Annotated in this window: 23 protein-coding genes and 5 pseudogenes; 17 read left to right on the top strand and 11 right to left on the bottom strand. The window is 69.3% G+C overall.

Annotated features, from left to right (window positions below; translation table 11 throughout):
- Positions 1–398: 398 nt before the first annotated feature.
- Positions 399–1283: a hypothetical protein gene (locus ACWC1K_RS34690; RefSeq protein ID WP_450836888.1), complete on the bottom strand. Its 885-nt coding sequence runs from the start codon at positions 1281–1283 to the stop codon at positions 399–401.
- 302 nt (positions 1284–1585) lie between these two features.
- The gene (locus ACWC1K_RS34685; protein WP_450836887.1) at positions 1586–1741 is read right to left on the bottom strand and encodes a hypothetical protein; all 156 of its coding nucleotides are present in this window, start codon (positions 1739–1741) and stop codon (positions 1586–1588) included.
- Between the two features lie 65 nt (positions 1742–1806).
- Here ACWC1K_RS34685 and ACWC1K_RS34680 point away from each other — a divergent pair, with 65 nt between their 5' ends.
- Positions 1807–2040, top strand: a complete 234-nt coding sequence (locus ACWC1K_RS34680) for a Tn3 family transposase (RefSeq protein ID WP_450836886.1) — start codon at positions 1807–1809, stop codon at positions 2038–2040.
- Between the two features lie 21 nt (positions 2041–2061).
- Here the strand turns inward: ACWC1K_RS34680 and ACWC1K_RS34675 are convergent, their stop codons facing one another.
- Complete coding sequence (locus ACWC1K_RS34675; protein WP_450836885.1) at positions 2062–3402, bottom strand: MFS transporter; 1341 nt, start codon at positions 3400–3402, stop codon at positions 2062–2064.
- Positions 3399–4091: an SDR family NAD(P)-dependent oxidoreductase gene (locus ACWC1K_RS34670; RefSeq protein ID WP_450836935.1), complete on the bottom strand. Its 693-nt coding sequence runs from the start codon at positions 4089–4091 to the stop codon at positions 3399–3401. Before ACWC1K_RS34670 ends, ACWC1K_RS34675 begins: the two co-directional genes overlap by 4 nt.
- 56 nt (positions 4092–4147) lie before the next feature.
- Between ACWC1K_RS34670 and ACWC1K_RS34665 the strand changes: the two genes are divergently transcribed.
- The 3 genes and pseudogenes from ACWC1K_RS34665 to ACWC1K_RS34655 all read left to right on the top strand — a co-directional run.
- Positions 4148–5155, top strand: coding sequence for an ArsR family transcriptional regulator (locus ACWC1K_RS34665; RefSeq protein ID WP_450836884.1), 1008 nt, complete (start codon positions 4148–4150; stop codon positions 5153–5155).
- A gap of 92 nt (positions 5156–5247) precedes the next feature.
- A complete protein-coding gene (locus tag ACWC1K_RS34660; protein WP_450836941.1) occupies positions 5248–5526 on the top strand; it encodes a hypothetical protein in 279 nt (92 codons plus the stop codon).
- Positions 5430–5639, top strand: a pseudogene (locus ACWC1K_RS34655) (ABC transporter permease subunit); the annotation flags it as partial. The gene ACWC1K_RS34660 and the pseudogene ACWC1K_RS34655, both read left to right, overlap by 97 nt.
- Positions 5640–5673: 34 nt before the next feature.
- On the opposite strand, the gene ACWC1K_RS34650 reads toward ACWC1K_RS34655, so the two are convergent.
- Positions 5674–6462, bottom strand: coding sequence for a DeoR/GlpR family DNA-binding transcription regulator (locus ACWC1K_RS34650; RefSeq protein ID WP_450836883.1), 789 nt, complete (start codon positions 6460–6462; stop codon positions 5674–5676).
- 462 nt (positions 6463–6924) lie between these two features.
- On the opposite strand from ACWC1K_RS34650, the gene ACWC1K_RS34645 reads away from it, so the two are divergent.
- The 3 genes from ACWC1K_RS34645 to ACWC1K_RS34635 all read left to right on the top strand — a co-directional run bounded on the left by ACWC1K_RS34645 (position 6925) and on the right by ACWC1K_RS34635 (position 9879).
- On the top strand, positions 6925–8676 hold the full coding sequence (locus tag ACWC1K_RS34645) for a sialidase family protein (RefSeq protein WP_450836882.1): 1752 nt from the start codon (positions 6925–6927) through the stop codon (positions 8674–8676).
- Positions 8677–9141, top strand: a complete 465-nt coding sequence (locus ACWC1K_RS34640; protein ID WP_450836881.1) for a hypothetical protein — start codon at positions 8677–8679, stop codon at positions 9139–9141.
- A gap of 318 nt (positions 9142–9459) precedes the next feature.
- A complete protein-coding gene (locus tag ACWC1K_RS34635; protein ID WP_450836880.1) occupies positions 9460–9879 on the top strand; it encodes a hypothetical protein in 420 nt (139 codons plus the stop codon).
- Positions 9880–9960: 81 nt separating this feature from the next.
- Here the strand turns inward: ACWC1K_RS34635 and ACWC1K_RS34630 are convergent, their stop codons facing one another.
- The gene (locus ACWC1K_RS34630; protein ID WP_450836879.1) at positions 9961–10770 is read right to left on the bottom strand and encodes an SDR family NAD(P)-dependent oxidoreductase; all 810 of its coding nucleotides are present in this window, start codon (positions 10768–10770) and stop codon (positions 9961–9963) included.
- A 63-nt stretch (positions 10771–10833) separates the two neighbouring features.
- Here ACWC1K_RS34630 and ACWC1K_RS34625 point away from each other — a divergent pair, with 63 nt between their 5' ends.
- The gene (locus ACWC1K_RS34625; RefSeq protein WP_450836878.1) at positions 10834–11619 is read left to right on the top strand and encodes a helix-turn-helix domain-containing protein; all 786 of its coding nucleotides are present in this window, start codon (positions 10834–10836) and stop codon (positions 11617–11619) included.
- A 426-nt stretch (positions 11620–12045) separates the two neighbouring features.
- Entirely contained in the window at positions 12046–12582 is a 537-nt protein-coding gene (locus ACWC1K_RS34620) for a GNAT family N-acetyltransferase (protein WP_450836877.1), read from the top strand.
- Positions 12583–12852: 270 nt separating this feature from the next.
- Here ACWC1K_RS34620 and ACWC1K_RS34615 read toward each other — a convergent pair whose 3' ends face one another.
- Entirely contained in the window at positions 12853–13440 is a 588-nt protein-coding gene (locus ACWC1K_RS34615; RefSeq protein WP_450836940.1) for a hypothetical protein, read from the bottom strand.
- Positions 13441–13517: 77 nt separating this feature from the next.
- Positions 13518–14366 (bottom strand): hypothetical protein, encoded by an 849-nt coding sequence (locus ACWC1K_RS34610; RefSeq protein ID WP_450836876.1) that lies wholly within the window; start codon positions 14364–14366, stop codon positions 13518–13520.
- 343 nt (positions 14367–14709) lie between these two features.
- Here ACWC1K_RS34610 and ACWC1K_RS34605 point away from each other — a divergent pair.
- Positions 14710–15491 (top strand): annotated as a pseudogene (locus ACWC1K_RS34605) (transposase); the annotation flags it as partial.
- Positions 15492–15493: 2 nt separating this feature from the next.
- On the opposite strand, the pseudogene ACWC1K_RS34600 reads toward ACWC1K_RS34605, so the two are convergent.
- Positions 15494–15978 (bottom strand): annotated as a pseudogene (locus tag ACWC1K_RS34600) (IS701 family transposase); the annotation flags it as partial.
- Between the two features lie 166 nt (positions 15979–16144).
- Here ACWC1K_RS34600 and ACWC1K_RS34595 point away from each other — a divergent pair.
- The 3 genes and pseudogenes from ACWC1K_RS34595 (at position 16145) to ACWC1K_RS34585 (ending at position 17767) form a co-directional block, all read left to right on the top strand.
- The gene (locus tag ACWC1K_RS34595) at positions 16145–16549 is read left to right on the top strand and encodes a type II toxin-antitoxin system PemK/MazF family toxin (RefSeq protein WP_450836875.1); all 405 of its coding nucleotides are present in this window, start codon (positions 16145–16147) and stop codon (positions 16547–16549) included.
- A gap of 230 nt (positions 16550–16779) precedes the next feature.
- Positions 16780–17187 (top strand): annotated as a pseudogene (locus tag ACWC1K_RS34590) (TetR/AcrR family transcriptional regulator); the annotation flags it as partial.
- Between the two features lie 181 nt (positions 17188–17368).
- The gene (locus tag ACWC1K_RS34585) at positions 17369–17767 is read left to right on the top strand and encodes a hypothetical protein (protein WP_450836874.1); all 399 of its coding nucleotides are present in this window, start codon (positions 17369–17371) and stop codon (positions 17765–17767) included.
- 337 nt (positions 17768–18104) lie between these two features.
- On the opposite strand, the gene ligA is transcribed toward ACWC1K_RS34585, so the two are convergent.
- Complete coding sequence (ligA, locus tag ACWC1K_RS34580; RefSeq protein ID WP_450836873.1) at positions 18105–20192, bottom strand: NAD-dependent DNA ligase LigA; 2088 nt, start codon at positions 20190–20192, stop codon at positions 18105–18107.
- Between the two features lie 144 nt (positions 20193–20336).
- On the opposite strand from ligA, the gene ACWC1K_RS34575 reads away from it, so the two are divergent.
- Positions 20337–20576, top strand: a complete 240-nt coding sequence (locus tag ACWC1K_RS34575; RefSeq protein WP_344401637.1) for a hypothetical protein — start codon at positions 20337–20339, stop codon at positions 20574–20576.
- Positions 20576–20953: a fic family toxin-antitoxin system, toxin component gene (locus ACWC1K_RS34570; protein ID WP_450836872.1), complete on the top strand. Its 378-nt coding sequence runs from the start codon at positions 20576–20578 to the stop codon at positions 20951–20953. The genes ACWC1K_RS34575 and ACWC1K_RS34570 overlap by 1 nt, the downstream gene beginning before the upstream one ends.
- Before the next feature lie 116 nt (positions 20954–21069).
- Here the strand turns inward: ACWC1K_RS34570 and ACWC1K_RS34565 are convergent.
- A pseudogene (locus ACWC1K_RS34565) lies at positions 21070–21442 on the bottom strand (methyltransferase domain-containing protein); the annotation flags it as partial.
- Positions 21443–21646: 204 nt separating this feature from the next.
- On the opposite strand from ACWC1K_RS34565, the gene ACWC1K_RS34560 reads away from it, so the two are divergent.
- Positions 21647–21943, top strand: a complete 297-nt coding sequence (locus ACWC1K_RS34560) for a hypothetical protein (RefSeq protein WP_450836871.1) — start codon at positions 21647–21649, stop codon at positions 21941–21943.
- Between the two features lie 335 nt (positions 21944–22278).
- Positions 22279–23343, top strand: coding sequence for a hypothetical protein (locus tag ACWC1K_RS34555; RefSeq protein WP_450836870.1), 1065 nt, complete (start codon positions 22279–22281; stop codon positions 23341–23343).
- The last annotated feature ends 72 nt before the right edge of the window (positions 23344–23415 follow it).

The raw sequence follows: 23415 nt of genomic DNA, 5'->3' as shown, positions 1-23415 counted from the left end.
CCGGTACTGCTGTGTTCCTGCACGGTGGAAGCTGAACGCCCGTCCTCTTCTCCGAGGCTGAGGATGGGCGTTACAGGGGCGGCCGGCGCTGTCGCCGCATGAGCCGGCCGCCCCTTCTGCTCATTCGCCCGGCCCGCCACCGTGCCGGCCGAGGCCGCCCGGCTTGCATCTGGCTGTCGCCGTCGTTCCGACCGTCCGCCTCCTCCGGACGACGGGAGTCAGCATCACGCCGGACGGGCCGGCCGCTGCCTGGCTGGGTGGCCTGGAGGGTGGGGCCGACGGTGATGCGGCCGCATCGCATGCCGGGAACGCGGAACGCGGACCAAGAACGATGGAGCAGCCCCACTCGTCGCGGTGTGCCGAAACAGGTGTGGCTGCGGAGCCAGGACCGGCTTCAGCTAGCTCAGCCGCTCAATGGCTTCCAGGACATGCTTGCGGCGCGCGTGCGTGCGCTCGTAGCGGTCGAGGACGCGCAGGTCGGACCCGGACAAGGAGGGCAGACGCCGCTCGATCTCCTCGACGCTGAGCTGGCTGAAGCCGACGATCGGCAGGCTTTGCTCGCTGCTGACCGCGCCATGGATCGGCTCGGCCGCGGCGGTCATCTCCGGCTCTTCTGCCACCGGCTCTGCGTCGTCGGGCCTCTGCCCGGGGCGTGCTGCCTGGAGCAGCCGGTCGGTGACGGCGCGCAGCGGGCGGGTGGCCGCATCGGCGAGGCTGCGATGCGTCGTCTGCTCCACGCGGAAGCCGTTGCCTGCGACGGCCACGATCCGGGCCTGCCGGGCGAGGCTGTCCTCGAGCAGTGCCAGCAGTTCCTGGTCGTGGCTGCGCAGTTCCTGGAGGAGGTGGAGAGTGGTCTGGTCCTGGGCCTGATCGGCGAGGACCTCGCCGGCCCGAGCGCTGGCCAGGGCCCGGGCCGCGGCGGCGTACTCGTCCTCCGTGTTTCTCAGCACCTGCTGGTCGTCGGCCGGCCCCCGGCCGTGCATCACCCCCGCCACCGTCTTCTGCCCCACGGTCAGCGGGAGCGTGGCTGCCTTCCAGGTGGTGCGGGCGGCGGACCGCGCCATGTCGGCCGCGTCGCCGAGCAGGCCACGGGGCCGAAGGCCACGCACATGGCCTTCGATGCGGTGCACACGGTCCTGCATCTCATCGGCCTCGCGCTCGAGCATCTGCCGGTGGGTGCCGGGCGGTGCGAGCGCCGCATCCGCCCGCAGTCGGTCGCGCGCTGCGGCATGGGCGTGGCGGGCATCCTCCAGCACCGGTATCAAGGTCTGTGGCATCGCCATAGGGGCTGCTCCCTGTATGCGGTGGCGGGCGGTGTTGAGCGACCACCCAGCTCGCCGTCCTCCGGCGGCTGAGCAGCCGGAACCATCCTGCGCGAGTTCACCCGAAGATCACCCGGCTGGGAGCACGCTCGTCATCTGGCGAGGGCGGCGCTGGAGTGGGCTTTCCCGGCTGTCGCGGGTGCGGAGTCCGTGTGGGGACGGTTCCGCCGTCCGGGTGAGCCCTGGAGGCATGCCTGGCCCTACGCGGGGCCCGGCCCGCGATCACCGGCGAGGGCCGTGCCATGGAGTGGGCCACGCGCCAGTCAGGAGGACCGGCCCGGGTACTCCGGCTCACCGCCGTCGGCGTCGAACACCTTGGTGAAGGTGGCGCCGCACCGGCAACGGGAGGACTCGACCAGTTCTCCCTCTTCCGACACGCTCAGCCCCTGGCTGAGTCGCACATGCACATGATCACCCATGAGGAGCTGCTTTCCTTGACGCCTGCGGTCCGCCTCATCGTCGGCGCTGGCCGCTCCCGCTGACAATGTCGCAGCTCACATGGTTCGCGAGTGCGATCGCAGCGTTTCCTCGTGCGTGGCCCGGTCGCCAGGGATGGCTGGGCGACGCGTTCGCCCATTACGAGCGGATCTTCAAAACCCTGCACCTGCTCCAGCTCGTCTCCGACGAGGGATACCGGCGGATGATCGGTGCCCAGCTCAACGTCACCGAAGCCCGCCACCGCCTCGCCCGGCTCTCCCGCTTCAGTACGACCACATGAACTTCCTCGGCCGTTATGCCTTCACCCGGCCCGCGGCGCCTGGTCTGCGCCCGCTGGGTGATCCCCACGCCCACGACGCGTCAGGCGACGGCGAGGCCGAGTGACGGAGGCGTCGCACGATGCCTGATCACGTCCAGCAGCACCAGGGTGGCGGCCACGGCCCTCCGCGTTCGCCGCACGATTCCTGGCCGGGCTTTCCTCGAACGTGGACAGCGCCAGTAGGTGGCGGGCCAGGGCGAGTGCGGCAAGCAGCGCGACGAGCACGCACACGCCCCGCCAGCCGGCCTGGCTCCAGACGCGTATGCCGAGCCAGGAACCTGCGCTGCCGCCCAGGTAGGCGCAGGTCATGTAGGCGGTGTTGAGCCTGCTGCGGGCGTCGACGCGCAGGGCGTAGACGCGGACTTGATTGGCGACCATGCCGGACTGCATCGCGGTGTCGAGGAGCAGCGTGCCGAGTGTCAGGGAGGTCAGACCCAGCGTGCCGCCCCGGGTTCCAACGGTGAGGATCGCGGCCGAGACGAGGACGCCAAGCATGCAGACCAGGTTCACTGGATCGGGGCCGTAGCGGTCCACCAGACGGCCGGCGAGCGGGGTGCAGACCATGGTCGCCGCGCCGACCAGGGCGATCATTCCTACCGCCTGGGCACCCAGCCCGTAAGCCGGTCCGGCGAGCAGGAGCGCCAGGCAGGTCCAGACCGCGGAGAACCCGGCGAAGACCGTTGCCTGGTAGAAGCACGAGCGGCGCAGGTCTGGCTCGGTGCGCAGCAGGCGCAGCGGCTCGGCCAGGAGCGCTGTGTACGGCTGGCGGGAGGGCGGGGTTGTGGTCGGCACCGCGAACGCCAAGACGGTGGCGAGGACCAGGGCCAGGACCGCAGCGATCAGGTAGGGGGCCCGCCAGCCCAGCCACTCGCCGAGCGTGCCGCTGAAGGTCCGGGCCAGCAGCATGCCGCCGGTCGATCCGCTCAGCAGGGTGCCGATCACCGCTCCTTGGCGGTCGGCGGCCACGAGACCAGCCGCCAGGGGGCCGACGATCTGCGCGCCCACAGTGGTCAGGCCGACAAGAGTGCTGGCGGCAATGAGGGCGGGCAGAGCCGGCGCGCAACCCGCTGCGAGCAGTGCCAGGCCGGTCAGGGCGAGGACGGCGACGAGGAACGAGCGGTGCGGGAGTCTGTCGCCGAGCGGCACCAGCAGGACCATCCCGGCCGTATAACCGGCCTGTGTGGCGGTCACCACCGCAGCGGCCGAATCGGGCGACACATGCAGCCCGGAGGCGACCAGTGGACCGATGGCCTGCGGAAAATAGATGTTGCCCACTGCCACGGCGCATGTGACAGCCAGGATCAGGACCATCCGGCGGCTCATCCTTCAGTCCACCGGCCGTCGGGCAAGCCCACCCGGCGGACCGGGATGGACTGCTCCCCCCTGTGCCGGAATTCCTCGAAGTTCAGGCCGAGCCGCCGGGCCGAGGCCCTGGTCATGTCGCTCACGACCCATCCCGGCGCGATGGCGTTCGCGGTCACGCCATGCGGGCCGAGCTGGAGAGCGAGGGATTTGGTGAATCCGATCAGACCCGCCTTCGCGCCGGCGTAGTCGACGCGGCCGTCATCACCGAACGCGGAGATGCTCGACATGTTGACGATGTGTCCCCATCCGCCCGTCACCATGTGCGGGCAGACGGCCCGGGCGGCGAAGAAAGGGCCGCTGAGGTCGATCCCCAAGACCGTGTCCCGCTGCTGCGTGGTCATGCCCACAAGGTCAGCGCGGGGTCCGATGACGGCGTTGTTGACCAGCACCGTCGGCGGTCCGAACGAGGCGGCGATCCCGGCGACGGCCGCAGTGACCGAGGCCTCGTCGGCGACATTGGCGGCGGCCGGTGCTGGGCCGCCGAGACCTGTGATGGCCTCCCCGGTATCGGCGCAGTCGGCCTCGTCCAGGCCGATCATGCCGACCGCCAAGCTGTCGCCCGCCGGGCGCCTGGCAACAGCGGCGCCGATACCGCGGGCAGCACCGGTGACAACCGCCGTCCGCTGCACATGAGTTGTGGGTGTCATGAGAGGAAGTCCACGGCATCGACGTGGCGTCGCCAATCGATGTAGCGTATGGCTTAATGATCAGCTTTGTGCTCGGCGTCGAAGACCTCGCGGACACCCGTTTCGCCCTCTCACCCCTGCACGAAACCCTGTTCAGCCTGCGGGTGCTCCAGGATCCCGGCCTTTCGGCGCTGCATCTGCCCTGGCGCAGGTCCGTACTCGGCAGACTCGGCACGCTCGACACCGGTCTACTGATGTCCCTGGTCGCTCAGCGGCGCACTCTCCCCGACTTCCTGACCCCGAATCCCGCCGGCTTCGCGCCGGCCTTCGAAGAAGAACTCTCCGTCGTCCGTCAGGCGCCCTGCGCCCGGGTCCGTCACGACCTGCTGCTCGCGCACGCACCCGACCCTGTTCCCGAAGCCCTCCGCGACGCCACCGCCGCCGAGGACGCACCTGTCGCCAGACTCCGCGACGCCATCTGCGATCTCCTGCGGCAGTACTGGGAGGTGGCCATCGAGCCGATGTGGCCGCAGATGCGGCTGGTGCTGGAAGCCGACATGACCTACCGCGCCCGCCAGCTCGCCCTGGGAGGCGCCCGACTGCTGTTCGCCGACATGCACCCGAACCTGCGCTGGCAAAGGGGAGAGCTGTACATCCACAAGATGATCAGCAGGCACCGGGTGGCGGCATCTGGCCGGGGGCTGCTGCTCCTGCCGTCCGTGTTCGCACACAAGCCCGCGCCCCCCGTAAGCCCGGACGAGCCGCCGAGCCTCGTCTATCCCAGCCGGGGAGTGGCCACGCTGTGGGGCACGGAGATGCCGACCGTCGACACAACCGCCCTGGTATCTCTGCTCGGTTCGTCCCGAGCCGGACTGCTCAGCCTCCTGGAAGAGCCGCTGCCCACCGTAGAGCTCGCGCGTCGTCTCAGGGTCACCCCAAGCGCTGTCTCCCAACACCTGCGTGTCCTGCACTCCACAGGACTGGTCACCCGGACACGTGACGGACGGCATGTGTTGTACCGGAGAAGCACGCTCGGCGACCGGCTCACGACCACCGCTACCAGACCGCGAACTCACGACACCTGAGGATCAGCAGTCCGTCTCCGCTCAACCCCGCCTGGCCGGGCGACTCAACTCCACCAAGCCGCTGACTCGTTCCCCACCCGGTCCACTGACGGGTGGACGGCGCGGGCCCGGTCCGCGGCTACCTGGCCATCACCCTGCCACTACTGCGTCCCTCGCTGGTGGTCGCCGCGGTCATCAACGTCATCAACGTGTTCAACTCGTTCCCCATCATCTGGGCCATGACGCGCGGCGGCCCCGGCGTCGCCACCGACCCGACCACCACCTACCTGAGCATCCCCGGGAACTGGAGGAGGCGGCCCGGCTCGACGGCACCGGGCGGTTCGGTGCCCTCACCCGTGTCGTCCTGCCGCTCGCGATGCCCGGCGTGGTGACGGCGGTCGTCTGCACCTTCATCGGCGCGTGGAACGAGTACGTGGTGGCGCTGTTCGTCTTCGTGGAGCGCCACCTGGTGGCCGGACTGACCGCGGGCGGTGCCCCGGGATGACGCATGGAGGGGCCACCGGCAGCGACATGCGCAGTCAGGCGCGAATGACCTCGACCCCGGCCGCCGTGAACGACTCGGTCAGCTCGTCCGAGGCGGCCTTGTCGGTCACCAGGACGTCGATGTCCTCCACCGGGCAGATACGGGCGAAGGCCCGCCGGTCCAGCTTGGAGGCGTCGGCGACCGCGACGACCTGCTGCGCGCGGCGGGCCAGCGCCCGGTTGATGCTGGCCTCACCCTCGTGGTGGGCGGTCGCCCCGTGGGCCACGTCGATGGCATCCACCCCGATGAAGACCTGGTCCAGGGCGATCTCCGCGAGCAGTTCGGTGGCCAGCGGCCCGATCAGCTCATAGGACGCCGGTCTGGCCACCCCGCCGGTCACCACGAGCTTCACATGGCGCCGTACGACCAGCTCGTTCGCGATGTTCAGGGCGTTGGTCACCACGGTGACCGCCGTCTCCGCACCGCCGGAACTCAGATCGGCGCGGGTGGCCAGCGCCCGCGCCACCTCGGTGGTCGTGGTGCCGCCGTTCAACCCCACTACGGCGCCGGCTTTCACCAGGGCGGCCGCCGCGTGCGCGATCCGCTCCTTCTCCGGAGCGTTGCGCGCGGCCTTGTAGCGCAGCGGCAGGTCATAGGCGATCGCATTGATCACCGCTCCGCCGTGCGTGCGGGTGACCATCTGCTGGCGGGCCAACTCGTCGAGGTCGCGCCTGATGGTCGCGGCGGAGACCCGCAACTCCTCGGCAGCCGCCTCGACCTCGATCCGCCCGTCACGCGTCAGCATCTCGAGCAGCGCGCTCCACCGGGCCTGCGGTGCCGCCATGTCTCACAACTCTCCGTCGGTGGTGTACGCCACGATGTGCGCACCTCCATGAAATCACAGCGCATGAATGGGTGTTTTATCGCGGCCAAACGAGCAAAAGATTGCACATTCCCAGGCCTTTCCTGCTCCTCCGCTGTCCGCCGAGCGCAAGCGGAGGTCGGCAGCGGCGCTGCCCCCACCGGCAGCTCGCACAGGATGACCACGCGCACCGCCCGGCTGGACCACGCGCTCATCGCCCGCCAAGCGGAAGCGCGTGAGGCTGAACCCCGTCGGCCTCGGCAAATTTCGAGATTCTCGCGACGGACCTCGCACGCCTCCCCGTAGAGCAGACGAAGGCCCCGCCCGTACCGCCGCACACGAACGCCCTTCGTCCGACTCGGAACCCTTGAGGTGCTTGTGGCTCTCCTCTCCGCACTCTGTCGTCAGCGTCACCCGCGGTCGCGGGGGCGTGTCGTCCTCGGGGTGCTGGCGCTCGTCGTCGGCACTCTGCCGAGCGTGTCGGCCGACGCCGCCACCCCGCGCTCTGGAACGGTCAGCGACACAGCACCCACGATTGCGTGGAGCGCCGGTCCCTTCGCCGTCCCCAACGTCTCCGGCACCACCGGGACGGTGAGCTGCGGGAGCCCGCAACTCTGCGACGACTACGCCCTGAGGGTGTCGGTGCCCGCGGGCTACGACACCGGTCACAGCCTGCGCATCGAAGTCAAGTGGCCCAACACTGCCGCCGACTTCGACCTGTACGTCCTCGACGCGGACGGCCACGCGGTGGCCGCAGCGGCTTCCACCAGCGACCCCGAGCGCCTGCTGCTGCCCGCGGTGGCGGCGTCGTACACGGTCCGCGTGGTGCCGTACGCGCCACTCGGTGACAGCTTCACCGGCACCGCGAGCCTGGTCGCCAACCCGGTCGATCCGGCTCCGAGTTCGGCGGTTCCCCCCACCTATGCGAACTCCTCGGCGCCCGACAGCCTCACGCACGCACACGACGCCGGTGAACCCTCGGTCGGCGTCGACCGCGCCACCGGCGCCGCGATGTTCCAGGCGTACACCTCGACGCTCAAGGTCACCTATGACAGCGCCGGCGCCGCCACCTGGCAGGACAAGAGCGCGGGTGCGGCCAACGGGTGCCCCCAGGGCAGCACCACCAGCCTCGACCCGATCTTGTTCACCGATCCGGCCACCCACCGCACCTTCGAGTCGCAGCTGGCCGGAAAGACCGCCCTGACCTGCTACACCGACGACGACGGCGAAACGTGGACCCCGACGGGTGGCTCCGGCATCAACTCCGGTGTCGACCACCAGAGCATCGGCGGCGGCCCCTTCGCCCCAGGCGGCCCCGGCCCTGTCACGTCGTATCCGAACGCCGTCTACTACTGCTCCCAGGACATCGCCGACGCCTCCTGCGCGGTCAGCCGGGACGGCGGTCTGACGTATGGGCCGGCCGTTCCGATGTACTCGCTGCTGGACTGCGGCGGCCTGCACGGGCACGTGAAGGTCGCACCGGACGGCACGGTGTACGTGCCGAACAAGGGCTGCGGCGGCAACCAGGCCGTGGCCGTCTCCGAGGACAACGGGCTCACCTGGAGCGTTCGCAAGAACCCCTCCAGCACCCCCGGTGACTCCGACCCGAGCGTGGGGGTCGGGGCCGGCGGGACCGTCTACATGGGCTACCAGAACAGCGACGGCACCGCACGTATCGCCGTCAGCCACGACAAGGGCAGGACGTGGCTGTACGACCAGAACGTCGGGGCGTCCCTCGGCATCAAGAACATCGTCTTCCCGGCCGTGACCGCAGGTGACGACAACCGCGCCGCCTTCGCCTTCCTGGGCACCACCACCAGCGGCAACTACCAGGACGCGGACAACTTCAAGGGCGTCTGGCACCTGTACGTGGCCACCACCTACGACGGCGGACAGTCCTGGGTCACCGTGGATGCCACCCCCACCGACCCGGTCCAGAAGGGTTCGATCTGCACGGGTGGCACCACCTGCGGCAAGGACCGCAATCTCCTGGACTTCAACGACATCACCATCGACGCCCGGGGCCGTGTGCTCGCCGCCTACGCCGACGGCTGCACCGGTGCCTGCGCCACCGGCGCCGCGCAGAACTACGACGCACTGGCCTCCATCGCCCGCCAGACCTCCGGCAACACGCTGTACGGCGCGTACGACGCCATGGTCGCCGGCCAGCGCAGGAAGCCGACAGGAGGTCAGTAGATGAAGCCCTGGCCTCTGGCTGCTGCCGTACTGGCCGGCGCCGTCCTCGGTCTGGCGGCCATCACCGGGTGCTCGGCGCCGAGAACAAATGCCGGGCCCTCGCCAGCGACGCCGTCCGCCACCGCGCCCGCCCGCTGTCCCACTACCGCCTCACTGCGGCTGCCCAAGGACTTCCCGGCGAACCTTCCGATGCCGGACGGCGCGCTCGTGACCTCGGTGGAGCGCCGCTCCGGCGAGCGGCTCGTCGTCGCCACGGTGGTCAGGAGCGGTTTCGACCGCACGCTGGCCTTCCTGCAGAAGCAGCTCCCCGAGGCCGGATACACCCTGAAGGACGGCGAAGTGGAGGAGGACGACGCCGAGTCGAATTTCTCCTCCGCGGCCTTCGACGGCCGCTGGACCCTCCGCAAGATGCCCGACTGCGGGGGAGGGGTGTACCTGACGTATCTGACGGCTCCGGCCACCTGAGCTGCGGCGGATGGTGCTGTAACGGCCGCGTGAGCCGACGCGGCCGTTATGAAACCGCGGTGCAGGGCGCAGCGTCTTCGGACTCAAGACCGGAGGAACGTATCCGAGTTACGTCATCCCGGACCTGTGTGAAGTACCAAGAGGGGTGGGTTCGAAATGACACGCCGGAACCGTTCTCTGTATCGCGGTGCCACTCTGGGGACGGCCGCTGCCGCGGTGGCCCTGCTCACGAGCTGCACGCAGCAGGGCAGCACCGCGACCAGTAGCCTTCCGAGCGCGACGCGGACGTCCACTTCGTCACCCGTGGCGTCGCCGTCGGTGAGTAGTTCGGCCGGGCACACGGCCGCGGGTTCTCCGGCCCAGGCACGCGGCTGCCGATCGCTGCCCGCGTCGCCCGCCGTCAAGCTGAGCGTCACAACGGCCTACCGCGGACAGGCTCAACCGCCTCTCACCCACATTGCCCCGGTCAAGGGCACGTTCTACTACGGCAGTTGCAACGGGACCTTCTACGCCGGAACCCGCTTCCAGCCCACTCCCGGCAGCACGGAGGCGGAGCAGGTCGCCCTGCAGGATGACGGAGCTGCGATGAAGTACTTCACCGATCGCCCGGGCGCCGGTTGGCACTACGTGGCCGGCGACGGTTTCCCCGCCAATGCTCGGGGCTGCGCCGGCATCGCCCAGATCCCGGCCCGCCTCGCCGCCCTGTGGAACGACTGCCGGTCCACGGCAGACCAATAACGATCCGCGGGCCCACCCCGTGTTCACTGTGCAGGTCCGCTCTTCGATCGCACTCGTCCGTCATTCGCCCGCCTTCGGCCGTCACGCCTTGGCGGCCAGTGACCGCCACGCGTTCCAGGTGTCGAGTCGCTGCTGGTAGTCGGCTTCTACGACGGGATAGGGATACGTGCCGAGGAAGAGCCGGAGGGGCGGTTCGTCGGTGTCGACCAGTTTGAGGATGACGTCGGCGGTGGCCTGCGGATCCTGGGGTGCGCGGGCGGTCGCACCGGCCCGGCGTGCCTCGCGGACGGGTTCGTACGCGGCGATGGGCTCGGTGTGCACCGCGGAGGAGCCGGACCAGTCGGTGCCGTAGGGGCCGGGTTCGACGAGCGTGACGTGGATGCCGAGCGGGCCGACCTCCTGGGCGAGGGCTTCGCTCATCCCCTCGAGCGCCCACTTGGAGGCGTTGTACAGCCCGAGGGTGGGAAAGGCGGCGAGCCCGCCGAGGCTGGACACCTGCAGGATGTGCCCGCTGCCCCGTGCCCGTAGGAGGGGAAGAGCCGCCTGCGTCACCCACAGGGGGCCGAGCAGATTGGTGTCGAGCTGGGCGCGGGCCTGCTCCTCGGTGGCCTCCTCGACCATGCCGAACAAGCCGTAGCCCGCGTTGTTGACGACCACATCAAGGTGGCCGAAGGCTTCGGCGGCCTGCCGTACGGCGGCGGTGGCGGCGGCCCGGTCGGTGACGTCGAGCACGAGCGGGAGCACGCTGTCTCCGTAGGCGTCGGCCAGGGGCTGCAGGGTCTCGGGACGGCGTGCCGTGACCGCGACGCGGTCGCCGCGAGCGAGGGCGGCTTCGGCCCAGATCCGGCCGAAGCCGCGGGACGCGCCGGTGATGAACCAGGTCTTCTTCATGCCCTCGACCCTGCGCCCTGCGCTGGACCGGAGCCAGCACCCCCGGAGGGTTACCCTGCGGCCATGGCCGCAGACAACGCGCTCGGAGAGTTCCTGAAGGCCCGGCGGGGACGGGTTACACCCGCGCAGGCGGAGCTGCCCTCCTACGACCGGCGCCGGGTGGCGGGGTTGCGCCGGGACGAGCTGGCCCGGCTGGCCGGGATCAGCGAGCCGTATCTGATCCGGCTGGAACAGGGCGTCGACCGGCATCCGTCACCGCAGGTGCTGCGGGCGCTCGCACGGGCGCTGGGGCTGGACGCCGACACCTCGACGCACCTGTTCGCGCTGGCCGCTCCAGCTCCCGTACGGCCTGCCGAGGGCGAAGTTAGCGCGGACGTACATCAGTTGCTCGACGGGTGGGCGGGCACTCCGGCGTATGTGCGCAACCGGCGGTTCGACGTGCTGGCCGCGAACAAGTGGGCCCGTGCGCTCGCCCCGATGTATGAGCCCGGGCACAACCTGGCCCGGGACGTGTTCCTCGACCCCCGTTCCCGTCGGCTGTTCCCGGACTGGCCGGAGATCGCCGCGCAGACCACCGCGGCCCTGCGCGCCGAGGCCGACCCTCGCGACCCGAGGACCGCGCGGCTCGTCGCCGAGCTGGAGGCGGACGAGGACTTCCGCAGTCTGTGGGCGCGACACGACGCGCGACCCGCCCGCGACGAACTCAAACGGTTCGTGCATCCGGTTGTCGGGGAGCTCGCGCTGCGGCGGCAGGCGCTCACCGTCGGGGGCGCCGAGCAGCAGGTGATCATCGTCTACCAGGCGGTACCGGGAAGCCCCTCCTCGGCCGCCCTTGCCAGGCTTCTCTGACGCCCGGCGGAGAAGGTGGGCCAGACCGCCGCGGGCAGAGGCCCGATGGTCGCCGAGATCGCGGAAAGGAATGCGCCAGCCCGGATGGCATCGGGGCTGGCGACAGCGGCTCATCCGTGCCCGCCCCGGGTGTTGATCCGGCCTGGCCTCCCTGCGACGGCCCGTGGGCCGGCACGAGGCCTCTCCAGTGGCTCTGCTCGGATGGCTGACCCGGTAATCCAGGTGGCCTGCCTGCTGGGCAGGGAGCGGAATCGCCGTCAGCACACGCCCCGGGCGTACGCCCTAGCCTTGATCGGCTGCACCACCAAGCGGGACGCCATCCATGCACGTGCCCGAGACCATTTCCACTGCGCTGGAGAATTCGTCCAGCGCAACGGGCGACCGTGCTCTTGGATGGTTCGCGTGACGTCGCCGATGACTTTGACCGTGGACCCCACTTCGACCGCGCCGGCTCTGACCCTCCGCCCCTGGCAGGACTCGGACATCCCCACAATTGTCGCCGCCCACTGCGACGAGGCGATGCGCCGCTGGTTGATGCGCCCCATTGGCGACGAAGACGCGGCCCGCGCCTGGCTCACCTACCTGGACACACACTGGGCGGACGGCACCCTTCTGAGCTGGGCTGTCGAAGAGGCAGGCACGGTCGTCGGCCACTTCGTCATCAAGGCGGCCAACCCGCCGGTGATGCTTGCGACCGGCGTGGGCTACTGGACGGTAACTGAAGCCCGCGGCAGGGGCATCGCCTCGCGTTGCGTCGAGGCTGCCACAGAATGGCTGTTCGGCGGCCAGGACTTCATGCCCGCCGACGAGATTGAGCTGTTGCACACAGTCGGCAACGAGGGCTCGTGTCGCGTCGCGCAGAAGTGCGGTTACGTCCTGGATTCGGTGCTCCCGCCGATGCCGCCGAAGTTCCCGCACGAGGGACACCGGCACCTGCGCAAGCGGCCCAGGAGCGCGGGATAGAAAGCACCCCGAAGGCAATCTGGGGATGGTCGGCGTCCAGGTCGCCCTGCGTGCTGAACGTCTCTCCCGGCCGTTCACTTGGGAGAGTTCCGCAGTGGCCCGACGCTGCGGGCAGGGGGGCAGAAGCCGAACGGACACGCGCCCGCGGCGCACGCCTCAGGCATGATCGGCTACACCACGTCACGGGACGCCATCCGCGTCACGCGGGCCTTCGCCGGGCACTGAGTCCATGTACGGATGGGTGGGTCCGGGGCGAAGCCGGCTTCGGATCTACACGGGCGTTGTGCCATCGGACGTACTCGGCGATGGCGGCGTTCTGCTCGTCGTGAGTACGGTGGTCGGTGCCGTTGAGGGACCGAAGTAGCGCAGAGCCGCGAACTCCGACTCGATCCGGTAGATCTTGCCGGTGGCCAGATCCAGGCCGGCAAGCATGTGCATCACACCGCCGTACAGGTTGTAGGTGGCTCGCAGGCGGCGGGGCCTGTTGATCGGACGCAACGCTTCGCCTTTGCGTGGCTGGAGGTTGAACGGTCCGAACTCGTCCGCGCATATCACCCACCCGTCGGCCGGCGGGGTGTCGTACAGGGCCAGAACCTGGTGGATGGTAGGCGGCTTCGGTCGTGCTGAGTTGAGAGGTTGCCCGAGGGTACGGCGCGCCTGTGCTGGTGCCGGGGTCGTGGGATTGCGCCACTGCAAGAGTCGGGCGGGTTCGAGCCGCCGATCGCCAAGAGGCGGAAGCTGCGGCTGACCGGGGTCGACAAGATGGTGCTGTCGCTGTCCGCGCAAGGGCTCACGCACGGCGAGATAACGGCCCAGTTTGAGCGATGAAGGCGTGAACGCTCCCGCGGTGGCCCCCACCGAAGCAGCCTTGCGGCGCCGACTCGTTGAGTTCGGCGCCGCCGTGGTCGCTCCTCGGTGGCTCGGCGTCGCGGTGCTTACCTGACGTCGACGAAGTCGCCTGGCGCGGTCGAGGCGGCGGTGGTGGCGGTGCCGGCGAAGACGTAGCGGTAGTACCCGTCGGCCGTGGCCGTGGTGGTGGTTTTCAGGACGCCGGTGGTGTTGGTCTTGACGGTCTTGAGGGTGCTGTAGGTGCTGCTGCCCTTCTTGCGGAACTGCAGCTTCGCGGGCTGGTTCGCGTAGCCCGCGTACTTGCTCGTCGACCAGTTCGCGCGGGCGAGTTTGCCCGTGACCGTGATGGGCTTGCCCTTCTTGACCGGCTCGGGCGTGGCGTCGGCGGTCAGCGTGGAGAGCTTCTTGATCGAGACGGTGGCGACGTCGTCGTTGTAGCTGGCGTTCGCGTACAGGTCCCACCCGCCCAGGAACAGCTTCCAGATCCCGGCCACGCCGTTGTTCTTCATGTCGGTGGCCGGGTGGATGTTGAAGACGGCCTTGCAGTGGTAGACGCCCTGGGTCGCCGTCTCCGTGCAGGCGGGGTCGTCATCCGTGCCCAGGCCGCCGGTGATGCCGTCCGTGGTCGAACTGTCGGTGCCCTGCCACAGGAAGGCCTCGGTGAGTGCGACGCCGTTCTGGTCGGTGGCGGTGTACGTGACGGTGACGGACTTCGTGCCGGTGGTGCCGAGAACGATGTCCTTGCCGCCGTTGATGACCGCGTTCGAGAACTTGGTGTTGCCCAACGAATCGTTCGGCCGAACGGCCTTCGAGGCAAAGGAGCTCAGCTTCGCCGACACACTCGCTCGCTCCGCCGCTTGAGCGGCAGCCGGAAGAGCGAGCGCGGACAGAACGACGGCACCGGAAACCACGGCGGCCGCGACGGGTATACGCATGAATCCCCCACGGGAACGTGAGAGGCCCGCCGAAGTCTCCCTCCGGCCAGCCTCGTTGATCTTCGCATCATATGAACTGGCGTCGGGAATGGTGAAGATTCTCTGTGCAATAAGTGCGTAACGGGCCAGCGGCGTCCGCCCGATCACGTGCCCGCATCCAGCCGCCGAGGCCTGTATGTCCGATCGAGGAGTCCAGGTGAATCCTGCCTCCAGCTAGGCCAAGGTCTTCTCCTCAGCTCGAAGTTCAAGCACCTCGAACCAAGAACGGAAGCACTGGAGGACCTGAGGGCCGCGGCTACACAGGGGCTGCACCTAGTGCTTCGTGGTCGGCACCAAAGTGCTCATGGCCAACGCCAGTCCGACGGAAATCGAGACCGTTCAGCACCTTCGAGCAGGCGCTGCACGAACGGCTCGTGGAGCGAAGGAGTTAAGGGTCAGCATCCGGTCGGTGCAGCGGTGGCTGCGGGCCTGGGACAGGAGCGGTCCATGGGCGCTCCGGTCGGAGGGTGCGGCCCCGCCACTGTGGCTGAGTGAGGCCCAGTTCGTGCAGTTGGAGGCGGAGTTGGCCAACGGGTCGGTCGCGCACGGCCGGCCGGATCAGCGGTGGACACTGTCGAGGATCAAGACTGTCATCGGTTCGTCGGTTCCACATGAGCTACATCCTGCAAGGGGTTCGCAAGCTGCTGCTCCGGCGCGGCTTCTCCGGCTGCTCGATGACGCCGCCGACCGCTGGCACCTGCCCGGCGCGGCCACACCCCCGTCATCCGGGTTCGCGGCCGCTCCCGGCGCCGCATCTCCCTTGCTGCCCGACCTGCTACAAGCCGGGTGAACGCTCCCGGCTGGTCTACCGGCCGCGCCGCGGTGACGGCTGACGTGACGGGCGCAAGAGCTTCCCTGGACCGACTACCGCGCCTGCTCATCACCACGCATCAGCAACTCGGTGGGCCGATCGTGCTCGTCTGGAACAACCTCAACGTCCATCTCGCTTACGGAATGCGGCAGTTCATCGCTCGGCAGGACTGGCTGCCCGTAGACCAACTGCCCGCCTACGCACCCGACCTCAACCCGGTCGAGGGCATCAGATCGCTGCTGCGGCGCGGCTGGCTGTTCAACACGGCCTTCACCTGCTGCGGTTTGGTCGCGAATCCGGTCTTGTCACCGAGTCCGGCGGCCCGGCAGCGATCGGGGGCCGAGGTCCAGGAACGCGGAACGTTCAGTTCCCGGTCTACCGCGGCGTGTCCGCGGCGGCCGACGCAGACGAGATGGACGGCTACCTGCGCGTTCTCGATCCTGCCCGCGGTGCCCGTGTACGGGCGCTGGGCACCGACGGTGTCGGTGCCCTTCTTCACGTCGCCGGTCCCGTCGACCACCAGAACCGCCTGGTCGTCCCGTAGATGCTCCACCACGTAGGCCCGCACGTGGTCGCGGACCTGGCCGGCCTCCCACTTGGCCCGCCCGAGCGGGTGCTGCATGCCGTCCGGGGTGCTCTCTCCGGCCCACTCCGCGTGGTCCAGCACTTTTTGCGCGGCAGGTCCGACAGCAGCCCGAGCAGCAACCGCCCGATCCGACGTCGAGGTTCGACCCGTGCGAATCGGCCCGCGATCTGGGCCATCAGGCTCTCGAACGCCTCCTGCCAGCGGGCAGGGTCTACGCTGCGACCTGCGGTCACCGCATGATCTTCAGTCTTCACACACCGATGATCAACGGTGGCCGGACCCGTCTCCACAGCGCGTCAGGGCCGCGCAGCGTCTGTCTGCCGTCATGTGTCTGGAGGACTTGTGCAACGTGGCGAAGTCTGGTGGGTCCAGTTCGACGAGCGGAGGTTGGTCGTACTGCTGTCGGGAGACGACACGTCCGGGATCCGGGTGATGCAGGTCGTCGCTCCGGCGGGCGTCGACATCGGCGGTCTGGGCATCGAAGTGACGGTCGGCGCCGGTGAAGGGCTGCCGTTCGAAGGCGTGCTGCGGCTCGCGTTCCCGCGTCCAGGCTTCACCCCGTGCACGTGGCTGACCACTGTGTCCCGGGACGACCTGATAGAGCGGGCGGCCGTCCTGTCCTCCGTGAAGCTCAGCGAGATTGACGACGCCCTCCGACTCGCTGAACAAGCGCAGGAGCGGCCCCCGGCCACGACCGCGAAGCTCAGCGAGATAAGGGATGCCCTCCGTCTCGGTGAACCCGGGTAGACGGAGAAGGAGCCGACGCCCACGACGGCGTGTGCGGTCTCGGGCGAGATGATCGACGCTGGAGACCTGCTGCCTCGGCGCCCCTCACCACCGAGATCACGATCTACGGCCGGAGTACCAGGGGCGGGTGAGGCGGGTGAGAGTGACCTCGTTGGAGAAGGCAGTGCGCGCGGCGACATTGAAGACGGTGGGGTCGAAGGCACCGTCGACTACCGGGACTCCAGTGTCTGGCCGGCGCCCGGGTTTACGAGCGACTCCAGCCGGACGAGGCCACGATCGCCCGCCAGCAGGCGGCCGACCGCGACCGGGAAACCTACGCTGAACTGATGCGCGAACTCGTCGGCCGCATCACCTCCTTCCGCACCGGCTACCTCGTGCTGCTGGAACTCCGCCTTGAGGTCACCCGCCGCCCCGAACTGCGCAAGGTCCTCACGGAGCGAGTCCGAGCAGAAGTCGACGCGAACGTCGCCTATCACGAGGCTTCCGACCTCCCGGGCGACGCCACGGCCGTCAAGCTGCTCATGCTGAAGCTGAACTGGCTGATCGTTGAGCACGGCACCTTGCCGGACGTCTTCACGGAGAAAGTGCGTGAACAACTGGTGACGGCCGCAGTGGAGCGCATCGTGGCGGCGGAGTAGAGGGCGCGGCCCCAGAAATGACGCCCGCCCGGCTGCTTCAGCGGAAGCGGACCGGACCGGCCTCGGCATGTGCGGGAACGTTCGCCGGGTTGAGCGGAGGGTGGATGGCGGTGATGGCTTCCGGCGAAGAAGATCTGCCTCATAGGATCTTGAGCCCAGGCACGGATGTCGGGGGGCGACGATGGAACAACCGCGGATACGCCTCGGCAGCGATGATGTGTGGCTGGAACTGGTTCGGACCGATGGCGACAGCTGGCAGGTCACTGCCGATGGGTGCTCGTGGCTGACGGCTGGCTTCACCGCGGATCTCAGCGCTGCGGAGGTCGCGGCCTTCGCAGCCCGCGTGCTCTCTCACCTGCGCACGCCGTCGGGGGGACACTTTTCGGCGGCGGTGACTCCGGGCCGGAACCGTCCGCTGACGTTGAAGGCGGAGCCCGTCGGGAACGGTTTCGCCTTTTTCGTGCGCCTGACTCCCAACGGCGACGACGACGTGTGTCATTTGCAGATGGAGATCGATCCGATCGCCACGTTGGAACTTCGTGAAGCATTCGATGCGCTGCACGCGGCGCTGGTTGTGTGACCCGCCGGAACGTCTGGTCAGGCCGCCATCGTGAGCGGGCGTCCGTCCCATCGGATGCCCTTCTCGCCTCGGATGCGGGCGCGAGCAGAGACGGAACAGCCCCGGCTGGACGGGGGAGACCAGCCGGGGCCGTAAGCGGTGACGTGCGGAGGGCGGTCGCCTCTCGGCGGAGGGCTCCATGGGGCTTCAGCCGAACGATCGTCCCCATGGGCTATAGGTGAGGCCCGGGGACACTGTCCCCTCCGCAGCCACGTGTAGATGAACGGTCAACCACTCTGATGTGTTCCCGGCCCGCCGCCTCAGGGACGGTGACCTGGGGCACACTTTGCCGGAGAGCTCAGTCGACGAAGTCGGCGACCAGGACGGCGAATTCATCCGGCGTCACCGTGCGAATGCCAAGGGTTTCAGCCTTGGCCTGCTTGGATCCGGCGCCGTCGCCGGCAACGACCAAAGTGGTCTTCTTGGAGACGCTGGAGGAGGAGCGGCCGCCTGCGCGTTCGATGAGCTCGTTCATCTGGTTGCGGCTGAGCCTTTCCAGCACGCCGGTCATCGCGCCGGTGACCACGACCGTCATCCCGGCCAGAAGCCTCCCTGCCGCATCCACGGCCCCGCCATCGGTGCCCGGTTCTCCGGTGGTCGGCGCGGGCGGGGTGGCGCCGGGCTCAGTCATGTTCACCCCGGCGACGGCGAGCTTGTCGATGAGCGGGGCGAGTTCGGCGAGTTCGGAGACGATCGAGGGGGCTTTCTCGGTGCCGATACCCTCGACCTGCTGCATCGTTTCCGCGTCGGCGGCGCGGATATTGTCCATGGTCGCGAAGTACCGGGCGATGCGGCGGGACATGGAGCGGCCGGTGCCGCGCACCCCGAGCGCGCACAGCACCCGCGACAGCGGCTGACCCTTGGCCGTGTTGATCGCGGCCAGGAGGTTGTCGGTGCTGGTCTCGCCCATCCTTTCCAGCGCGAGGAGCTGCTCGCGGGTGAGGGTGAACAGGTCGGCGAGATCGGTGACCAGGCCCGCCTCGACCAACTGCACGACGCGGGTGGCGCCGAGGCCTTCGATGTCGAGCTGGTCGCGGCCTGCCGCATAGGAGAGAGACGCGACGAGATGGCAGTTGCGACCCTGTTCGCACCGCCAGCGTTCCTGGCTGGTATCGATGGCGGATCCGCAGCGCGGGCACACCTCGGGGAAGGCGATGGTCTGCTCGTCGCCGGTGCGCAGGTGGGCGACCGGGGCCTCGATACGAGGGATGACGTCGCCGGCCCGGTGGACCATGACATGGTCGCCCAGGCGCAGGTCGCGGCGGGTGATGTCGGCCGGGTTGTGGAGAGTCGCGTAGGTGATGGTGGCGCCGTCGATCTCCACCGGCTCCAGTACGGCACGCGGGGCGATGATGCCGGTGCGGCCGACGTTCCACTCCACCTCGAGCAGCCGCGTGATCTTCTCGACGGCCGGCAGCTTGTAGGCGATCGCCCACCGCGGTGCCCGCGTTCCTGAACCTGCCGCCTGCTGGTCGGCCGCGAGATCGGCCTTGATGACGATCCCGTCGATCCCGAACGGCAACTCGGCCCGCAGCGCGGCTATCTCCTGCACCCGGGCCAGTACCTGCTCCACGGTGTCGGCGGTGACGCCGGGCACCGCGGTGGCAGCGGTGGTGTTCACCCCGAACGCGGCGGCCTGCGCCATCAGGTCGCTGTGCGCGCTCGCACCCAGCCGCGCGGCGAGCTCGGTCTCGGTGTCGGCCAGGGGCAGCAGGCCGTAGCCGAAGAACGTCATCGGCACGATGTAGGCGCGCTCCTTGGCGCGCAAGGTACCCGCGGAGGCGCCGCGCGGGTTGGCGAACGGCTGCCCGCCCTGCGCGGTACGCACCTCGTTGGCGTGCTCGAACTGGGCGGTCGTCATCAGGACCTCGCCCCGGATCTCCACGGTGACCGGCTCGGCGAGTTCGGTCGGCAGACCCACGATGGTGCCGATCGCGTGCGAGACGTCCTCCCCGGCCGTCCCGTCCCCACGGGTGATCAGCTGTCTCAGGCGGCCGCCGGTGTAGCGGGCGGCGACCGCGAGCCCGTCCAGCTTCGGCTCGACACTGAACCGCTCGACCTCATGGCCGATCCTCCGGGCCAGGGAGGCGGCCCAGGAGGTGAACTCTTCCGGCGAGAACACGTTGTCCAGACTCAGCATCGCCACCGTGTGCGGGACATCGCCCTCCACGGCGCCGCCGGCGACCTTTCCCGTCGGTGAATCCGGCAGCACCTGATCGGGATGTTCGGCCTCCCACGCGGCGATGCCCCGCACCAGCCGGTCGTAGGCGTCGTCATCCAGAGGAGAGGAGCCGCCCTCGTAGTAGGCGGCCGACGCCTTCACCGCGTCCTCGACCGCCTGCGCGTAGGCGGCTGCATCCGTGATCAGAGCTGCAGGTGTTGTCATGCCTGTCATCCTGCCTGCCACCACTGACATCGCCCGATCCAGCGGGAGGGCCCCGACGAGCGTTCGCTCGCGGCTCCAAGCCATCGTCGCGCCCGGTGCAGGGAAGCCCGTTCCCGCCCTGGTACCACCTGTTACCATCAGGGGATGGCGAAGACACAGAAGGGCTGGCGGGTCGACGACGAGATCGCGGAGCTGGCCACAGCCCGGGCCAAGGACCGCGGCATGAGCGTGGGCGATTACATCGCTGCTCTCGTGCGGGAGGACGTCGGCGGGATGCGGCAGCGGGGCCTGGACGCGGCGCGGCGCTTCCTCGACGAGCACCAGGCGGTCTTCGACGAGGCCGAGGACGCCGACCGCCGCTCCTCGGGGGCGCACGCCGCGTAATGGACCTGTACATCGACGTTCCCTGGGTCCTGCAGGTCGCGGAGGTGGCGGGTGCGGCAGATCCCGCCCCCGAGGATTACGGGGTACCTGTGGCTGCCGTGGCCTGCCACAGAGCCGAACTGCTGGAAACTCCCGTCTACGACGGCCCCTACGCCCGCGCTGCCGCGCTGGTGCACATCCTCGGGCGCTGTCGCTGGCTGGAGCGCTCCAACATGGCCGTGGCCGCCGCTACAGGCGTGATGTACCTGGAGGCGTCCGGGATCCCGGTCAAGCCCACCCGGGAGGACGCCGTCGCCCTCCGCGACATGCTGCGCGATCCTGCCTGCACCACCGGACGCATCGCCGCACTGCTGCAGGCCTGGCCGCGATCCACCTGAGCCGCACCACAAGGCACGGGGATGCAGGCGGCGTGGTCTTCCGCCTCGACCGTGATCCCGCATGCTCTTCCGCTGGAGGCGCTCTACCAGGAGCGCTGCCGCCATTGCGGGGATCATGCGCCGAGCAGGACGGCGTCGATGGTGCCCTTGAGGACCTCGACGTTCGTCGCGCCGGCCTTCGTCGCGTTTTCGAGGGAGAGGGCGAGCATCTCGTCGGTTTTGTCCAGTCCGTACGCCTTGCCGGTGGAGCCGGCGCGGCGGGCAGAAAGCAGGACGTCGATGCCGTCGCCGGAGCCGAGTCGAGGACGCGCTCGCCTTCGCGTAGTTCGGCGACGGTGGTGGGGTTGCCGCAGCCGAGGGAGGCGGTGGACAGCATCGGCGGGCAGGGGCGTCGCGCTCGTCCGCGGTGTTCAGGGTGCGGCCGAAGGTGTCGTCGGCCTGGGCCGGCTCGGGCCCGTAACAGGCGGCGGCGCCCTCGGTGACCTTCACGGCTGCTGAGGCGTACCGTCGGGCGTTCCGCGCGAGGCGATCACCGACTTAAGGTGACGTCGCCGGCCTCATTCGAGTAGACCAGTCGTCTAGAAGCTCGGCTTCCCGGCCGCTCGGTCAGCAGGTCTCCGCGGATGGCGCGGGCAAGCCCGCGGTGCTCCTGGGCAAGCCCGCGTTGTCGGTGGCGGCTGACAGGCTGGAGCAATGAACGGAGATGAGCAACTGCTGCGCGGCCGGGTCTACGGCTTCGACCACGAGGACCCCGACCCCGGCCCCCGCCCGTGTCGGACCTACGCCGCGCTCGTAGGCGGGCCGCTGGACGGACTGCTGCTGGACATCACGGGCTGGCGGCCGGAGGAAGTCGACGACGGTGCCGCCCTGCCCACCGAGCTGTCGCGGTGGCCGGGCGGCCGCGCCCTGTACGACCCGCACTCCGGCGAACCGCGCACGCCGGGCCCGGGCGTGACGTGCCGCTTCTACTACTCCGGTGACACGCCCTGAGCTTGTTCCCCAGACTCTCAACCGTCGGGTAGGTGCTCAGCGTCGTCTCGCGGATGCCCTGCCGTGCTGCGGCGCCGCTGTCATGCTGACAGGCCGTCACAGTCGGTTCACGACGACCGAGTTGATCGGAGTCAGGTTGTACACGCCGAGCTCGTTGAGCCTGGTGGTGACTGTGCATTCGCGCCGTTGTGGACATTGCCCTACCAGGCGGAGGCGGTGGCACCCGTGTCGGCCGCAGCGCCGTCGGGGCGACCACGGCAGTTCGCCGTGCTGGCGAATTGCCACGGGCGGCTCTCACCCAACCCACTGTCAGTGGCGTGTGCGACAGTCGGGAGGTGATCGACAGTGAGCGAGTCCTGGAAGGCCTGGACGAGGTGGATTGGGCCGAGCTGGGCCACGCGTACGGGAGAGCGCAGGACGTCCCCGGACAGCTCACCGCGTTGTGCGGCCCGGACGAGGCCGCCCGTGAGAGTGCCCTGATGGCCTTGTCCGGCAACATCTTTCACCAGGGCACCCGATACTCCGCCTCACCGTACGCTGTGCCTTTCCTGGCCCGCATCGCCCTGGCCGGGCCCCGCACCGTCCGGGACGGGGTGCTGTCTCTGCTGATCAGACTCGCGATCGACTGGCACGATGAATACGACCTGCCCGGTGGCATCGACATCAAGGCTTGGCGGGCAGCAGTCGCCGAACTGAGCATGGATGAGGCACTGGCTTGGTACGACGAGCAAGTAGCGGCCGAGCCGGACGAGGACCAGCGCAACAGGATCAGGGGGATTCGTGCGGAGTGGGCCGCTGGGCGGCTGATGGACTCCCGGGCGAGTGCCCTGCTCTCCTACGACGCGGTCCGCACCGAGCTGCCCGGGCTGCTCCCGCTCCTCGACGATCCCGCCCCTGCCATCCGGACCAGGGCCGCCTCTCTGTCGGCCTGGTTCCCCGAAGAGGCCGCGACCGTACTGCCCTGTCTCCTGGACCGCCTGCAGGTCGAGGACTCCGTGACCGTGACGGCCACCAACCTGGTGGCGGTCGGTCTGCTCGGCGACGTCACCCTCACCTCGTCGCTCAGCCCTTACCTGGACGCCGCGGAGCCTTTGATCCGCTGGGCGGCGGCGACGGCACTGGCCCGGATCGGCAGCGCCGAGGACGCCACGGGACTCGGGGCCGGTCTGACGAGACGCGTGATCGCCGAACTCACCACGGCGGCGGCGAACACCCCGATGCCGGCCATCGACTACAACAAGGGCGACATCCCCGGCTACATAAGCCGCTCGCTTCTGTCTCTTGCCGACCATGACCGGGAACGTACGTGGGCCTTCCGGACGACGGCCAGGATGAGCGGACTGGGTGCGTCTGGGGTTGAACAGTGGCCACTGGCGAGTTGGCCCGCGGCGGTGCCGTGACCTGAGCTGTCTCTTTTTGGCTCTCTGGCCCTGAGGACGCTCCTACGGGAGGGCTACCCACGTGTCGGGGGA

The organism is Streptomyces sp. NPDC001492 (assembly GCF_053597275.1).
This window is presented reverse-complemented; position numbering and strand designations above follow the sequence as displayed.

Coding starts and splice junctions, on each gene's coding strand:
- ACWC1K_RS34640 (WP_450836881.1), top strand. CDS start 8,677: ATGAAGCCCTGGCCTCTGGCTGCTGCCGTACTGGCCGGCGCCGTCCTC.
- ACWC1K_RS34625 (WP_450836878.1), top strand. CDS start 10,834: ATGGCCGCAGACAACGCGCTCGGAGAGTTCCTGAAGGCCCGGCGGGGA.
- ACWC1K_RS34570 (WP_450836872.1), top strand. CDS start 20,576: ATGGACCTGTACATCGACGTTCCCTGGGTCCTGCAGGTCGCGGAGGTG.
- ACWC1K_RS34665 (WP_450836884.1), top strand. CDS start 4,148: ATGATCAGCTTTGTGCTCGGCGTCGAAGACCTCGCGGACACCCGTTTC.
- ACWC1K_RS34690 (WP_450836888.1), bottom strand. CDS start 1,283: ATGGCGATGCCACAGACCTTGATACCGGTGCTGGAGGATGCCCGCCAC.
- ACWC1K_RS34610 (WP_450836876.1), bottom strand. CDS start 14,366: ATGCGTATACCCGTCGCGGCCGCCGTGGTTTCCGGTGCCGTCGTTCTG.
- ACWC1K_RS34560 (WP_450836871.1), top strand. CDS start 21,647: ATGAACGGAGATGAGCAACTGCTGCGCGGCCGGGTCTACGGCTTCGAC.
- ACWC1K_RS34670 (WP_450836935.1), bottom strand. CDS start 4,091: ATGACACCCACAACTCATGTGCAGCGGACGGCGGTTGTCACCGGTGCT.
- ACWC1K_RS34650 (WP_450836883.1), bottom strand. CDS start 6,462: ATGGCGGCACCGCAGGCCCGGTGGAGCGCGCTGCTCGAGATGCTGACG.
- ACWC1K_RS34585 (WP_450836874.1), top strand. CDS start 17,369: ATGGAACAACCGCGGATACGCCTCGGCAGCGATGATGTGTGGCTGGAA.
- ACWC1K_RS34680 (WP_450836886.1), top strand. CDS start 1,807: ATGTCGCAGCTCACATGGTTCGCGAGTGCGATCGCAGCGTTTCCTCGT.
- ACWC1K_RS34675 (WP_450836885.1), bottom strand. CDS start 3,402: ATGAGCCGCCGGATGGTCCTGATCCTGGCTGTCACATGCGCCGTGGCA.
- ACWC1K_RS34575 (WP_344401637.1), top strand. CDS start 20,337: ATGGCGAAGACACAGAAGGGCTGGCGGGTCGACGACGAGATCGCGGAG.
- ACWC1K_RS34630 (WP_450836879.1), bottom strand. CDS start 10,770: ATGAAGAAGACCTGGTTCATCACCGGCGCGTCCCGCGGCTTCGGCCGG.
- ligA (WP_450836873.1), bottom strand. CDS start 20,192: ATGACAACACCTGCAGCTCTGATCACGGATGCAGCCGCCTACGCGCAG.
- ACWC1K_RS34685 (WP_450836887.1), bottom strand. CDS start 1,741: ATGGGTGATCATGTGCATGTGCGACTCAGCCAGGGGCTGAGCGTGTCG.